This window comes from Limnohabitans sp. TEGF004 (assembly GCF_027924965.1).
GTDB lineage: Bacteria > Pseudomonadota > Gammaproteobacteria > Burkholderiales > Burkholderiaceae_C > Limnohabitans.
The window spans coordinates 1,736,003-1,751,666 of sequence record NZ_AP027056.1 but is presented as its reverse complement, the minus strand read 5'-3'; the positions used below and the strand labels follow the sequence as shown (position 1 = coordinate 1,751,666).

The following is a 15,664-nucleotide window of genomic DNA, read 5'->3' as shown; positions in this document are numbered from 1 at the left end:
GCTTTAGGTATGTTTCGGCGTATTTGGAAATCATCAAGTGCAGAGGGGTTGGGAAGGTTACTTGTACTGTTTGCATGTACAGTATCAGTATTGTTGAACCTCCAAAATTCTCATTAAATTGATTTGTGAGGGCATGTACTCAAACTGGTGAAAGTCACCAGTTACTCGTTAAAATGAACCTATGCGTAAAACAACTAGGTCGAGCAGCGGTGCTCACTTCTCAGGCCATGAGACATTCCCGCTTCGTCAAATGTGGCTGAAAAAAGCCTTTGATAAGGCAGATTCCTCGATGCAGGTGCCAAAGGCAATCTTCACAGATGAAGGTGCTATTGCGACTTTTGGTGTTGGTAAAAACATGGTTAGCTCGATCCGTCATTGGGCTTTGGCGTGTGATGTCTTCAGGGAGTCTGCTGAACATCCTGACAGTTTTTCCATATCGCCAATTGCAATCCAAATTTTGGATGACAGCGGATTAGATCCGTATGCAGAGAACCCTACATCGGCATGGCTTGCTCATTGGTTATTGGCCGGACGGGGTGCTCGGTCCACAACATGGCGTTGGCTGTTCAATCAAGTAACTGCCCCAACTTTTACTCGACAAGAACTTGAGGCTCCTCTAGCAGATTTCGCAAGAAAGCTAGAGCCAAAACGCAAACTTTCAGCGTCAACTTTGTCGCGTGATATCGAAACTTGCTTACGAAGCTATGCACCTCGATTTGCGGGTGGTTCGCCTGAAGATTTTGCTGAGCCACTATTAGGTGAGCTTGGATTGCTGCAAGAAGTCCATAAGGGGCAATATGCATTCCGCCGAGGATCCAAAGCAACTTTGCATGACGGTATGTTTGCATACGCGCTTCTTGATTTTTGGGAAAACACAGACGCAGGTCTAAGTTCATTAGCGTTTGAGACTGTTGCTTATGGTGAGGGATCGCCGGGACGTGTTTTCAAACTTGATGAAGACTCTGTCGCTGAGCGATTGATGGTTCTAAGTGATCTGACTAAAGGTTTTTTGGCCTGGACTGATACAGCCGGATTGCGCCAAGTTCATAAACAACCGGGTGACTCAGAGAAGTTACGCCGCGAAATGATTCGAGTAGCTTATGAATGATGAAGGTTTGATGCTCAAAGACATCATCCGTGTTTCTCGCCACTATCAGCGGTCCATTCGCGTGGACGCTGACTTGGGGCGTCACGATGCTTTAACTGGGTTTATTTGCCATTCAACTGCAGCCTCTGTTTTGGACAGTATGTCCAAGCAAGTTACAGAAACTAATCAAAGGTCGTTTACTTGGACGGGGCCTTTTGGTGGTGGCAAATCTTCTTTGGCAGTTGCTTTGGCAAGTGCGCTACATCCTGAAAAAGCACTGCGCGCAAAAGCGCGAACTGTTCTTAATCTAGATCGATCTGCTTCATTTGATCGTGCATTCCAAACCCGCAAGGGATGGTTAATAGTCCCGGTTGTCGGTAAGAGAGGAAGTGTTGTTTCTGAGCTTAATGCCGCATTGCGTAAGGCTAAAGGCAAGGGTAGTGACAACCGCAAGATCTCTCCAACGGCATTAATAAATGAGCTGGTTCAAACAGCGGAAGATCGAGCACACGATGGCGTTTTGGTCGTTCTTGATGAGATGGGCAAATTTCTAGAGGCCTCTGCAATGGGGCAAGGAGATGATGTTTATTTCTTCCAAGAATTGGCAGAAGCTGCGGCACGTGCTAACGGTAAATTGGTCATAGTAGGAATCCTGCACCAGTCGTTCGCTCAATATGGAGCCAGGCTCGGTACGGATACCCGTAATGATTGGTCGAAAGTTCAAGGCCGATACGTTGACTTGCCTTTTGTTGCTGCCAGCGATGAAGTTGTTGAATTAATTGGTCGCGCTATTGAGGCAGATCGTCGGCCACCATGGATGCAAGATGCATCCAATGCAGTCGCTGAGTCGATAAGATCTCGACGCCCAGCAGTTGGTAAGAAGTTTGGGCAGGCCTTGAGCTCGTGCTGGCCACTTCACCCAACAATGGCGGCGTTATTAGGACCGATTTCAAAACGTCAATTTGGCCAAAATGAACGTAGCACGTTTGGATTTCTTTCGTCTGTAGAGCCGCATGGCTTTCATTCTTATCTTGAGTCCACGCCATTAAAGGCTGCTACTTGGTATCGCCCAGATAACTATTGGGATTACTTGCGCGCCAACTTAGAGCCCGCAATTCTTGCGTCGCCTGATGGCCATCGGTGGTCGCAAGCAGTTGAGGCCGTTGAGCGTACAGAGGCAAAGTCAGGTAGTCCTTTCCTCGTAGAGCTCATTAAAAACATCGCCATCATTGACTTGTTTAGAAATGGATCAGGCTTAGCTGCTGACTCAGATGTGCTCGGTTCCATTTTCTACAAAGAGCCAATTTCAAATATTGAAAAAGGACTCCAAGAGCTTGCACGCTTGAAGGTCGCTTTGTTCAAGAAACATACTGGCGCTTGGTCTGTTTTTGAAGGTAGTGACTTCGATATCGATGCAGCAATCGCTCAAACCTTAGCTGCCTCATCAGGGGTTGATTACAACCATTTGGTGCAGTTGATGGGGTTGCACCCCGTTGTTGCTAAACGTCACTATCACGAGACCGGCAGTATGCGCTGGATGAATCTCGCACTTTATCGACTTGATGAGGCGGAGCGTCTTGCTGAAAAGTTCACGCCTGTCGGCGGAGAGTTTGGTTTGTTCGCGCTCGCATTGCCTGGTCGCGGTGTGAGCCTTAAGGCTGCACAAAAACGTGCTCAAGAAAGCACCCGTTTGCAACCATGGCCAGTATTGGTCGGTATTCCCAAAAATCATGCTCGTATTGAGGAGCTCGGCTCTGAATTGGTTGCGCTTGAAATTGTTAAGGATCGTCATGAACTTCAAGGGGATGCGGTAGCGCGTCGAGAGGTTCACGCACGTTTGGCTTCAGTGCGTGCAAATCTAGAAGAACAGCTACAAGTTGCGGTGACAAACGCACACTGGTTTACAGGTGTCGATGAGCCTGTCGAAAACGGTGCTCGTTTGTCTCCAATAGCATCTGAGCTGGCGGACGAGCTTTATTCGGACGCGCCTCCGGTATGGAGTGAGTTGGTAAATCGAGATAGTGTTTCAAGTACAAGTGTTAAGGCTCGACGGGATTTGTTGCATCGCATGCTTGATCATGAAAATGTCGAGAGTCTTGGCATTGAAGGATTTCCAGCTGAACGTGGGTTATACGAAACCCTGCTGGGAGCTACGAAACTGCACCGTCAAGATGAAGATGGCGTTTGGCGTTTCATGGCTCCAAATAAGAAGCACGCATCTGAGTTTTTACCGTTGTGGAAGGCTGCCACGAAGCTGTTTGTCAATGCTACGGCTCGTGTTAAGGCCTCTGCTATCAATGAACTTTGGTTGGCCCCTCCGTACGGTGTGAAGTCTGGAATACAGCCGATCATCTTTACTGCATTTTTGATGGCGCATAAATCGAATGTTGCTGTCTATAAAGATGGAATGTTTATTCCACGAATAACGGATGCAGATATTGATGAATATCTACAGGATGCAAGTCGTTTTTCTTTACGATGGATCGTCATTGATGAAGAGAAAACACACATCCTGAACGGTATTGCACAGATTCTTTCGGATGTTGGACATGCTGCTGAAGCTCGAGATCCATTAGAGGCTGCGCGAGGGCTTGTTGCGCTTGTATTCAATTTGCCTGTTTGGGCTCAAAGAACTCATCAACTAAGTGAAACGGCTCGATCGATTCGTGATACTTTGTTGAAAGCAAGCGATCCGCATAAAGTTTTGTTTGTTGATTTGGTTGCACTCTTTGATAGCAGCGACGCAACTTCATACATCAATGCTCTTAAAGCACCGATTTCAGAGCTCGCTGGTGCATATGAAGCCATGTTGAAGAAAGTTGAGGCCGAGATGCTTAATGCACTTGATGCTCCAGCTGATCAATTGAATCGCTTGCGAATTCGTGCTGAGACGGTATCGGGTATCACAGGGGATTTAAGACAAGATTCATTTGCGACAAGACTTGCAAAGCATGATGGCAGCAAGGAAAGCATTGAAGGTATCTTGAGTATGGCGGCCAATAAGCCTCCGCGTGATTGGACTGATCGCGATATTGATGTTGCGTCGTTAGAAATTTCGCAATTCTCATTACGCTTTAGACAAGCTGAAGCGTTTGTGGCAGTTCGAGGACGTAAACCAAATAGTGAAGCATTTGCAGTTGTGATTGGTGCAGGTTCTGATGCAAGAACAATTACGCGCTCGTTTGCAATTACAGATCGTCATCGAGCTGCTGTTGAGTCCAAGGCTGATGAAATTGCAGATCAGCTAAAACGGCAAGGTCTGGATACTGACGTATTGCTTGCCATCCTTGCCAAAGTCGGGATGCGATTAACGAACGATGAGGAAAGTAACCATGTCTGAACGCCATGTCTTAGGACTGTCAGGAGGAAAAGACAGTGCCGCACTCGCTGTCTACATGCGTCAAGCTCACCCTGAGCTAAACATCGAGTACTTCTTCACCGATACAGGCAAAGAGCTTCCTGAGGTTTATGAGTTCCTTGGACGATTAGAAGGTTACTTAGGGAAACCAATCGAGCGATTAAATCCTCGACGCGGCTTCGATTTTTGGTTGCGTGAATACAACCACTTTTTGCCGTCTCCTCAAACACGTTGGTGTACAAGAAAGCTTAAGTTGACTCCATTTGAACAATGGATAAAGCCGATGCTGTTGGCGGGTGAAAAAGTTACTTCGTATGTTGCGATTCGAGCTGACGAGGAGTTCCGTGAGGGCTATTCATCGAAGCAAGAGAATTTAAGTGTGAAGCTTCCCTTTAGAGAGGCCGGTATTGATAAGCCAGCCGTCGTTGATATTTTGGAATCTTCTGGCGTCGGATATCCGAAGTACTATGAATGGAGGTCACGTAGTGGATGTACGTTTTGCTTCTTCCAGCAGAAAATTGAATGGGTGCGATTGCGAGAGCGACACCCTGAAGCGTTTGAAGAAGCTAAGTCGTTGGAGAAAGATGCGTTAGAGCATGGTTCGCCTTTCACTTGGTCTGCTGGCGAATCACTGATCGAGATGGAAAAACCGGAGCGGATCGCGCAAATCATTGAAGACTATGAAAAGAGACGCGCCCGTGCCAAAGCCTCAATTCCAATCAATCCACTAAGACCCGTTCGAACTTGCCCTGAAGATATTGATGATGTTTACGGTGAGGATGAGGGGGGAGGTTCTTGTTTAATTTGTCACAAGTGACGTTGGTGATTATTTGTGTGCCACTATGTTGATCCACTGTAAAGACGCCCTTCCTGCAAGTGAGTCTGTGGTTCGCCATGTGGATTGAATGAAGAATCCAGACTTCCTCAATACATCAACTAGTTCGGTTTCTTCATATCTCGAATAAAACCTCCCGTCGATACTAGTGCTCTCGCCGAATCCAGCCTGCATGGATAAGAAGAAATAACCGTGAGCATGAAGACATTCATAAATTTTTTGAATTGCTAGCGGGAATTTCTGTTTGGGTAAATGTAAGAGTGATGCACAAGCCCAGACGCCATCAAATGCATTTGTAAATTTGATGTTTTCAATTTTCTCAACTGTAACTTCGCATCCAGAATGGTTTCTAGCAATCTCAGCTAATGCATGTGACGGTTCTATTCCGATTGCAAAGAGTCCTCTATCTTTAAAAACTTTTAAATCCCGACCACTTCCGCATCCAACATCTAGCACCTTGGCTTTATGAGGCAGGTTGATTAGAAATTTGTCGTGAAGGCTTGAGATTTTTGCTGATTGAGTGATGTCTGCATAGTTGCGCGCATTAGCCTCGTAATAGGCTAAATTCATTTCGTCAGTATTTTTTGCACTACGAGAAAATTCATTCACAGTTTGGTGAGTCCTTTGTCGCGCCAATTAATGATTTGTGCGTTAATTTTTTGAAATCCATCATCAACCAATGATTGCATCTGAATGGGGAATGTGGCGTTTTCATCGGCCTTGGTCGCATTGATTTTTTCATTTTTCGCACCAGCTTCATGAAGACGCTTCAAGACAGAAAAATGAGCCAAGTAGTCACCAAGCACTGCAACCAAATCTTTGTCTTCCGCCCGAAGATATCCTGTTTTGTCCCGTATTAGATTTGCGATCTGTTCGCCTACGTTTACAACATCTGTAAAGTAAGGTTCAACGTTGAATCCTTTGTTGTAAACGTCTTCAAGATTTTTAACTGTTCTAAAGCGACTCCATTGCCCATTCTTGAAAATTTGAAAAACCAAATTATCGAAGTCTTGGCCATCCATTTTTTCAAACCGGAACATATCGGGGGCTGCATGTATCAGTACATGATTCATTTGTCGGTACATCGCATTTGATTGGCCTAGTAGTGCTCGAAGGGGTCCGTAAAATTCCGAAACCTGCTTCAGTGTCCACTCCATGTAAGCATTGGTGATTTCTGCTCGTTCTTTCGATTCATTTAATTTGTGTTGGTGCTGAAGACCAAACCATCCAAGAGCAACAGTAAATGCTATTCCTACCAAACTCATCCAACTTGTTCTAAAGGCGGTGTTGTCCGCCCGCTCACTAGATTGGGCAAGTGTTTTATCCAATAAATCAAGTCTCTTCGTTATCAATATGTGGTCATCTCTTTGCGTTTCAAGCTGATTTTTAAGGAGATCAAGTGCTGCAGAAGATGAGTCTATGTGCGGATTTGTTTCAACTAATTTAAGCGGTTGATCTTGATGGCTTGTCTTTGCCTGCAGATAGCTGACAGGTGCCAAAGCTAAGAAATAACAGAGGAGAACTTTTAAAAAGATAGTGTTTTCTTTCATTGGTTGTCCTCTCGAATTGCGTTTACTGCAAGTGAGATCTCTTCGTCACTTAAAAAAGGAGCCTGTGAAAAAACAAGACCTTGCTCACCGTTTAGTTTTGCTGCCATGTGGCCTCTTCCAAGAAGCATTTCAGCCCCAGGTCTATCAAGTGCAATTTTGGATGTGGCTTCACTTGCAACTTTCAAAATTAATCTGTTTCCTAGGTTCTCTCTAAGTTGCATTGGCATAACGTCTTTATCTGGACGCTGAGCGGCGAAAATCAGATGAATTCCAGCAGCACGCGCTTTTACGCCTAATCGTTGTACGGCTGCACTTACAGCGCCTTTGTATCCATCGTCAAGCATCCAATCGGCAAACTCATCGTGAACAACAAAAAGCATAGGCAATCGGTCTTCGGGAGCTGACTTTGAGTTGAAAGTAGATAAGTCACGAGCTCGCGCCTGGGCAAATGCTCGGTATCGATTTTCCATTTCCTCTACGAGTGAGTCCAACACTTCAGTGGAGCGTTCGCGCGTAGTAACAATCGGTTCACGCATGTGCGGTAAGTCTTCAAGAGCAGAGTAATCCACTCCCATTTTGGGATCGATCAGAACAATTTGAGCAAGATTTTTCTTGTTTGTTGCTGCAATGTCTAGAAGAACTGCTTGGATCAAAACTGATTTCCCACTGCCAGTTGCACCTGCAACAAGAGAGTGGGGTTCATGGGATGCTAGTCCCCCGAATTCACTTCCGAGATTTAAGTAAAGGAGTGCGCCATTAACTTCTTGCAAGCCCAACACAAAAGATGTGTTGATACCTGCAGCGTTTCGGTTCACTTGCCGTTTGGCCCATAGATCCCATAGAGATACTGCTTGTCGTTTACTTCCCGCAATCGTGACAACGATTTCACCAGGCTTAGGTTGAACGGTGACAAGATTTATGGCGTGCGTTGTTAATAGTTGAGTTCGCTTTGATTCGATGTCTTCAACTTTTAGCCTATCTGAACCTGCTAGTCGAACAAGGCATCCATTTGGCGTTAAACGGGTGCCAAGAATGGCGGCCTGGAGACCATAACCATTAAGTGCTGTTTTAAGCTTTTTAGTGACTTCTTGAGCCCAAGCGTCACGTTCATCATCGGCCACAGTCGTTGCAATTTGCTTAGATGTAATTAGCTGAGTTAGATGCTCGCCCATGCCATGCAAGGCGGTGTCTTCCATCTCGAGGAAAGAAGTTTGAATTGATTTTTTCTCATTCGATGCTTGTGCATCAACTTCTGAAATAGTGGGTTGCTCAACATCAGCTTTAATGGGCGTGGTTGAAACTTCAGATTCGCCAATAGAACTGGCGGAATCGCCAAGTTGCTCTAGCATTGCATGCCAAGCTACACGTGCGGCTGGCCGGTTGAATGTCGAGTTTTTCCAAGGTTCATAGCCACCAAGAATTGCTCGGACCTGAGCCGTGTTGCTGTTTGCCGCGTAAGCCTCAACTAATTTTCTTAGTTCGGGTCTGTCAAAGACTTCTTGCCAAGCTTGGACATCATCTGTTTCATCAATTTTTATCTGCTCTGAGGCAGATGTTGATTGAGTGGGGTCGGTCGAATGTATAAATACATGCGAATAGCCTTGAAGGGAAATTTCTATATCACCCTCACGTAGCTTTGCTCTGGCTCTTTCTAAAAGGCCAGAGAGTCCTGGCGGTATCTCTGCATCAATTAGCAAATCGGCCAATCTTGATAGCCAAACATCACGATCAAGTCGACCTGGATCTCCAAATAACGCAGCTCTAAATGTTGAGAGCGTAGCCATTAGTTGTGCTTTGGATGAGCGGCGCGCTTCTGCTGCACCATCAGAGGATACGTACTTTGATTCAACGACTGCTATTCGCAGATATATCCCTGCGTCAGTTTCCTCTACGCATAGACCAAGTATGTCGGCAATACGGCTCTCGCGTTGTGCCAGCCAGTCAGCATAATCGTCCAAAAGGAAGTAGACCCCAAACGATCGAGCTGGATTTGTTTGCGCAGAGAATTCTTCGGCTATTAAATGACGACTTAACACTACCCCAAGCATTTCGCCTGCTGATACGCCACGTTTTGCGGCTCTCAAGACGATATCCCCTGAAACAAGTAGGGCGTCTTTCTTCACCTTTTCTGCCACATCATCAATTTGTTCAGCAGAAAGATTGAGGCTCAGTTCGTTCAAGCGTCTTCTTGTAAGCAGACTAAGAAGTCGGAGCTCTGAAGTCGAGCTGACAATCATGTTTCGACCGTTAGTGTTCGCTCTTCGATAACGAACAACTGTTACTCCGCTATGTTGAAGCTGACGCTTATCTAGCAATTCGTCATAGGTTGCAACCCATTCAGCTAATGAATGAGCATCAGCCATTGTTGCTGCCAGTGCTTCATGCTGAAGAGAAATGCGCCGAGCTGGTAAAAAACGAGAACCAACTGGGGCGTCTGTTTGCCTTGCAACAGCAGCGACAGCGCCAACGTAAGCCCAACCTGAGGCCGTTTGCCATGGGCAAGTCAAAAAGGTTGTGGACTTGAGTTCGTTTTCTCCTGAGACGCTTCTGTATGACCATCTTGAAGGGGCATGCTCTAGGCTTGGACGATCATTAGTCCAGTCCATCGGCAGCCATTCTTCTTGTGCAGTCCTTGAAACAACATCATGCAGAAAAGCGATATCAAATGGCTTGAAGCCACCTTCTCCTTGAGCAGGCGTTGAGGCGGCTGGAGTGACTGCAATACGAAGCTTTGAAATAAAGTTATCTGATGTTTCACTGACAACAGGCAGCTCAGGGTCATCGCCTGCTTTGTTTACAAGCTCAGCATAAATTCTTCGCAGCTTAGACGGCTCACTATGGCGCACTGATACGTTGCACTGAAAATCGTCTTCAGTTTGAAGTCCTGCTAGCTCACGAACTGTTGATAAAGGAAGTTCTGCTGCATCGGCGTTATAAAGAAGAACGCTTAGGTTGGTTGCTTCATGCGGCTGTAGTCCAACATATCGTTCCAGCAAATCTTTTGCTTGCTTAGCCGCAGACGAAGGGTCTACGTCTGTTAACGTGTCTTCCTCTCCTTTGACCGGGCGTTCGAAAAGACTGTAGCCGTTAACAGTGCTTGTTTCTGAAACTAAAACTGGGGCACTGCCGCGCATGAGGACCGCAATTTCAGGATAGTACGGATGTGCTAATTCTTCTGAAAACTCCCTAAAAAAGATGTCTCGATGGCCAAAGAGGACGTTTTCACTAGTGAGTAGATGCGTAACTAAACCTGCTGTGCGGCGGGTCTTGACTGCCAAAGCTTTCATTCGCTCTGGGTGCCAAGGTGGAATGATTAGAGATGGTTGTTCTCCAGAAACTCGGGCTGTTCCAATCGTGAGAACTTCGGAAACAAGTTTGGCGCGACAAACATCACCACGAGCATGAACAAGAAGTGCATTAAGAAGCGTTGCGAACGATTCTGCTTGCCGCATAACCGATTCACCTTGAAGACCTGTTTCAACAAAATCTTTCATGCCTGCTATGTAGTCGGCTTCGAAGGTATCCCAAGCTGTGCGTAATTCAACACGCTGTTCGTCAGTCAAGCGCCCCTCAGAGGCAAGTTCCTTAATTCGATCCTTAATTTCAGCTCGGAGACTCCGCAATTTGTTTGCAGGAGGGACTAAGGATCCTGCATCTCTTGAGAAAGTTGCCTCAAGAGTTCCTGTGTCTAACAGCGAAACACTTTGAACACCGCCTTTTTTGCTTACAAGCCTACGAGGTACTTCGGTGCAACCTACTGCACCTTTTTCCAGTAATCTGCGCATATCAGACACCATTGCTAAACCAATGGACTCAGGGCGATAGCTCCAAACAAGTTGTGTTTTGTCTACGAGGGTTTCTTGATCACCGTTGCGTTGAATAAGCGATACATCAAATTTAATTTGGATGGCAGCTCTTGCAAGCGATGAAACTGATTTGACAGTACCGCGAAGCTCTTTTTCTTTGGCAAAAAACTTCTCATATTCAAACAATGGATCGGGAAGGTTTGCTGCGCCCATGCGCTCTACGCGCCATTCAACTCTTGCCCCCATGAGTTCTTTTAGTCCACGGTACATCGCAGAAAAATAAGATCCAACGTCATAGTTAAAGCGTTCACGCCATTCTTTACGGCCTTTATTTACGGTGAATCGTAGGATTCGCTCTCCCGTTACATCACCAGTGCCTGCAAGTAGGTGGTGAGCTACGCTTGCGAATCCATCAAAGAAATCGTGACATTCAATCGCTTTTCCGAATATGGCTTTTTCCCATCGAGCGTGTAGTTGCTTAGATTGCTCAATATGGCGACGATGAAGTTCAAAGAATGCTTTGTCGTCATCGTTCCATTCGGAACGTCGTTCGCGTGCTTTTAGGTCATCTAAATGACGTTTCCACTTTTCATCAAGTGCATCCGCGTCTTCGCAATCATGCTCAAAAAAACGAAGCGTGGACTCTGCCAGGCCTTGCAAGCGCTCTTTAGGCTTGTCGAAGATGTGGCAAATGCCATCGGTTTCCCATTCGAACTCTGCAATCTCGGTTGCAGGTTCACTGTCCCCTAGGGGGGCATTAATAAAAGCTTCTAATGCTGCTTGGGCTGATTCAGCAATGTCTGCGGCATTGTCAATCAGACGCTGACGCATTTCATCTGGATCTAGAGGCTGACCGTTGGGGCGGAGTCTTAGTAGTAGTGGTGCTCGATGAGTGAAAAGTTTTTCAAATGCTTTTTTCCATGGATTTGCAGCGTTACCGTATGTCCTGGTACTTGAAAAGAAAGACGTGTCTCTAGGTAATCCAACTTTCGGCAAGGACCAACCAATGGCATCACGGATTGGTAAACCTCGAGCCGAGGACATTGCCTCTGTAATGTGCGAGCAAAAATCGCCAAGTTGAATCAGTGAAAGCTCATTAGCTGCAATTAATCCTTTCAGTGCCGCTCTGAAAACTAATTTATCTTCAACGACAGGTGTTAGCCCTGCAACATGAAACGTTGCGTCAACCCAAACATCTTCGTTTGCTCGAAGTTCTTTTGCGCCTAGAGCCGTAACGTGCCCAAGAGTGTCTGCAAGATTATGCTCATTGCCATTTGCCGTCAGGATTGCTTCTTTATTTGTTTGTGCATTGTTTCGAACAAATCCAGCATTGTGTTGAATCAGTACATGCTCAGGAAGACCTTGTCCTTCAACTAAGGATTCTGGAATCATCAAATCAACACGTGTTGAAAGTGCGTGATTTGCCTGAACTGCCTTTGCAACAGAGGCAATTTGTGATGGAGAGAGTTTGTCAAGTCGAAATAGGGCTGCGGAGTCCTGTGCTGCACCGTCAACTTGTCGAGCGTCGTTTATTCGTTTCGCGAGAATGTCAGCGCCGACGCGCCCAATGATGCGATCGGTCAGCAATTTTCTTCTCCTTTAAATCCAAATGGATTTTCAACAAATGAACATGAGTCAGATAGCCTTCGAACCAACCCAAGACCAACGAGTCGTGTTTCTAGATTGGATCGGTTTTCGCTAAGCGCCTCTTGATCAACTAATTTATCCGCAACCAATCTTGCTCCTTCAGCGTCGCCGATGACTAGTCCATAACGACGCTTTGCTTCTGTTAAAAATTCATCAAACTGCATTCGATCATCAACGATCGTTATGACTAGTGTTTTGATAAGGCGGTCATTCGGGGCATACCTCGTTCGTCGAGACAATCTGCGTGAACTTAATCCGATTGCTCGAGACCACGAAGCATGAATTTTTCCAACGTGTTGTTCATGACGCGAGAGCGCTTTATCGACCAGTGTTTCAATGAGCTTGTCTCCACTCATTTGTGAGTAATCAGCTTCATCATCAGACTCACTTGCAGGCCATTGAAACCAGTCTCGCATTACTTTTGCACGTTCGGCATCGGGGTAGTCTGATGTCGCGGCTGCATCCCATTCGGTGGTGAGTCGAATTTTTTCGATTGCGGCTCGAACAGCTTTTTGTGAAATCCCTTGATTGAATTGATAGGAATCTCCAGATAAGGCTCGAACTTTGGTTCGTTCTTTGGAAACGATTTCACAAATTAATTCAACTGGATCATCATCGCCAGAAACTTGTTTTCCTTGCTCCAAGAAATAGAGAAGTAAATTTAGACCTGCAGAAGTAATTAAGTGCTCTAGAGCGTCATAGATTGGCATGTCTTTGGCCAAGATTGCCAACCAGTCATCACACAATTGATCAAAGCGAGGATGAGTTTCGTGTGGAAGATAACCAGTATCTCGAGCATCTGAGGCTAGCTGTGGCTCGCCCTGTAATGCTCGAACAAGTCGATTCATTGGAGCCGATTTGTTAAACAAACGATTTGAAAGAATCGCGCCCAACTCAGGACCTCGCTTTGCGCGACTAAGCATCTGATAAAGAAGCTCGCCAGTGCGTGCAAAGAATCGTCGGTCATTGCTGACTGAACCTGGGTCAATCCTTAGATCCTCATAGAGAGCATCAGGGCCAAATGGAAAGACAAATTTAGAACTCCATCGCTTATTGCTTCTTGCTTCAAATGCTGATGATCGAAGAAGTTCAATTGCTTTGGCAAAGTGATCAAAGTTCGAGAAGGCTTGGCGCAGATAGCTCATGTCTTCGTCGCCATGCTTTGTTGCGTCTTGCGCAAAAAGGGCGCTCCATTCACGCCATTTTTCGTCGTCTGGAATTGATCGTTCTCTTATGGCTTCAACAAATGGGTTGTTGAACAGCAATCCGCGCAATCGAATTTGCCTTTGTGGTCTGTATCGAACTTTCGAAGTAGCACTAGCAATTAAAGGGGAATCTAAGTTCGACCCAAGAACTCCTAAAAATTCAAGAACTGTTAGATGGGGTAGTTGTTCGTCATAAAGACGATGTCCCCAAATGTGTTCGTCTACTGCGAAGTCGACACTGTCGATGCGTTGTCTCATGCCGAAATCCTCACGGTGATCGGACGAGAAAATCCGTGCCCACCTTGTTCAATGTCAATAAAGTTGAGGGTGATTGATCCCTCGTCAGCACTCGTCTCCTCGTCATCGTCTTGTGCGTTGTTGTTTCGTATCAATTCAGCTTTACGAAGAAGTTTTGCTTTGAAAGCTAGCATGTCCTCTAAGCATTCATTGGAGAAACTTCCCGGCAGAGCGCCATCAGCAACTCTGGACAAGAACTCAAACCTCACAGGTGTTATATCGAATGTCACTGAATTTCCCGCTCCAGGAGAGAGGGCAACGTCTAACGTTGGTCTATCTGTTATTGAATCAAGTTTGATAGCGAGTCCAATCCCGTTTTGTCGGCGTGATGGTGCTTCTGTGTCGCAGAGAACACTCACTTTCGATTGGGTAAATCCGCCTGAGCTAGCAACAAAAATACGATCTTCGTTATCAACCAAAAGACCCGTCATAACTCTGTTTAGTCCTCTGACTAGTCGCCCTCGAACAAGTTCAGAAACAGGTTTTTTATTCAATAGAGAGGTCCGCATCTCTAGGTATTCGCCTGCGAATCGGAAAACTGTCATTGACCAATAGGGGTAACCTTCTTCGCCATTGGGTAGTGTGAAGAAGAGTCGTCGTCTTTGAGCTTCTAAGAGCTTGATGAAATCGGATGCTCCACCTTCAATTCGTGCCGCTTCTTCTCCTTCTAAGTACTTATCCTGCGCGCTAAGAAGTCGTGCATTTGCGCCGTAGACAGGATCATTTCCTACAAGCTTTGCGAATGATGGAGCGAGTTTTGAGTCATCCTTTCCATAGACCAGTAAACCATCTGCACCATTAGTAGTTTCATTCCCGACACCAAAGGCTGCCATTGCTTTAAATACAGGGCGATCTGCTAGTCGTCGTCTTGGTAAGTTGGCTCCAAATGCATTGCCATAGACGCTTGCACGATCAATGACACCTTGTTCTTGAATCCACGACACTTCTGAACATGACATCAAACCATCTTTAGCTTCTCTGTGTCCTAAGATCATGTTGGCGCACAAGGCCAACAAATCTCGAACGGGCATATGAAGACCGTTAAGTCGAGCAATTTCTACTAAGTCGCCTAGCCGCTGGCTGAATTGGCCACCATCACTTTGACCTAACAATCGTTGACGATTTTCAAAGATTGGACAAACTTTTCCATCAGCTTTGAGAGTGCATGTAGAGCAGTTATTCCATTCAACGTGATTTGCAACTGCCGCAACTACTTCTTCAAGAGCTTGACGGCCAGCATTGCGACTCAAGTCAAATACGGCTAGTCGATTAGGGGCTTCACCTGCTTGTAAAAAGAATTCTTGTAGCGGTTTTCTAAGTGGGTGAGGGCGGCCTTGCCGACGTCCAAGATCTCTTAACCGGTCCAAAGCTTGGCCATGATTTGCCGCCATGATTACTATTTCAGAATCGTCGCCGCCAAGGACTGATTTTTCAAGTCTAGCTAGTGGTGCATCGCTTTCTTCGCCATTGAATTCGCTTAAGTCTTTGATGAAAACAGCTAAACGCCCATCAGCAAGGCGATGCTCTTTAATATTGCCTTTATCTGCCCAGTCTTTTTCCTTGCCTCCTATTGAGGTCCATAGTGCGCGGCAATGATATGTTTTGCCATCCCCTGCAGTCCCTGCAATCAGCATTGAGCCAGGTCGACCGGAGGCAATGTGCTGTTTCATTTGCTCTAGCATCGGCGCACTGAGGGTGATGGGTTGAACCTTTGCTCTTCCTACCGCTCCTGCAACGTATTCGTCAAACATCGTCAAGTTGTTAGGCGTTGGTCCATAGGTTCGTAAGAAGCGAACCCATGCGCTTGCTGGTGGTGGACCAGTTTCAGTGGAAGTTGTAATGATTTCAGTCAATTTTTGACTCCGAGGCCCCCTGTTGG

General features: G+C 46.1%; 8 protein-coding genes. 3 read left to right on the top strand and 5 right to left on the bottom strand.

Annotated features, from left to right (window positions below; genetic code table 11):
• The first annotated feature begins 181 nt into the window (after window positions 1–181).
• The 3 genes from LINBF2_RS08310 to LINBF2_RS08300 are packed head-to-tail and all read left to right on the top strand — an operon-like array spanning window position 182 to window position 5,262.
• Window positions 182–1,108, top strand: a complete 927-nt coding sequence (locus tag LINBF2_RS08310; protein WP_281888135.1) for a DUF4007 family protein — start codon at window positions 182–184, stop codon at window positions 1,106–1,108.
• Complete coding sequence (locus LINBF2_RS08305) at window positions 1,101–4,427, top strand: ATP-binding protein (protein ID WP_281888133.1); 3,327 nt, start codon at window positions 1,101–1,103, stop codon at window positions 4,425–4,427. Before LINBF2_RS08310 ends, LINBF2_RS08305 begins: the two co-directional genes overlap by 8 nt.
• Window positions 4,420–5,262, top strand: coding sequence for a phosphoadenosine phosphosulfate reductase family protein (locus LINBF2_RS08300; RefSeq protein WP_281888131.1), 843 nt, complete (start codon window positions 4,420–4,422; stop codon window positions 5,260–5,262). Before LINBF2_RS08305 ends, LINBF2_RS08300 begins: the two co-directional genes overlap by 8 nt.
• A 9-nt stretch (window positions 5,263–5,271) precedes the next feature.
• Here the strand turns inward: LINBF2_RS08300 and LINBF2_RS08295 are convergent, their stop codons facing one another.
• From LINBF2_RS08295 to LINBF2_RS08275, 5 genes are read right to left on the bottom strand one after another with little or no spacing between them, the layout of a single operon-like run.
• Window positions 5,272–5,889 carry a class I SAM-dependent methyltransferase gene (locus tag LINBF2_RS08295; protein WP_281888129.1) on the bottom strand — a complete coding sequence of 206 codons (618 nt, stop codon included), beginning with the start codon at window positions 5,887–5,889 and terminating at the stop codon, window positions 5,272–5,274.
• Window positions 5,886–6,830, bottom strand: coding sequence for a hypothetical protein (locus LINBF2_RS08290; RefSeq protein ID WP_281888127.1), 945 nt, complete (start codon window positions 6,828–6,830; stop codon window positions 5,886–5,888). The genes LINBF2_RS08295 and LINBF2_RS08290 overlap by 4 nt, the downstream gene beginning before the upstream one ends.
• Window positions 6,827–12,223: an FtsK/SpoIIIE domain-containing protein gene (locus tag LINBF2_RS08285; protein WP_281888125.1), complete on the bottom strand. Its 5,397-nt coding sequence runs from the start codon at window positions 12,221–12,223 to the stop codon at window positions 6,827–6,829. Before LINBF2_RS08285 ends, LINBF2_RS08290 begins: the two co-directional genes overlap by 4 nt.
• Window positions 12,217–13,746: a hypothetical protein gene (locus LINBF2_RS08280; RefSeq protein ID WP_281888123.1), complete on the bottom strand. Its 1,530-nt coding sequence runs from the start codon at window positions 13,744–13,746 to the stop codon at window positions 12,217–12,219. Before LINBF2_RS08280 ends, LINBF2_RS08285 begins: the two co-directional genes overlap by 7 nt.
• Window positions 13,743–15,638: a hypothetical protein gene (locus LINBF2_RS08275; protein WP_281888121.1), complete on the bottom strand. Its 1,896-nt coding sequence runs from the start codon at window positions 15,636–15,638 to the stop codon at window positions 13,743–13,745. The genes LINBF2_RS08280 and LINBF2_RS08275 overlap by 4 nt, the downstream gene beginning before the upstream one ends.
• Window positions 15,639–15,664 lie beyond the last annotated feature (26 nt).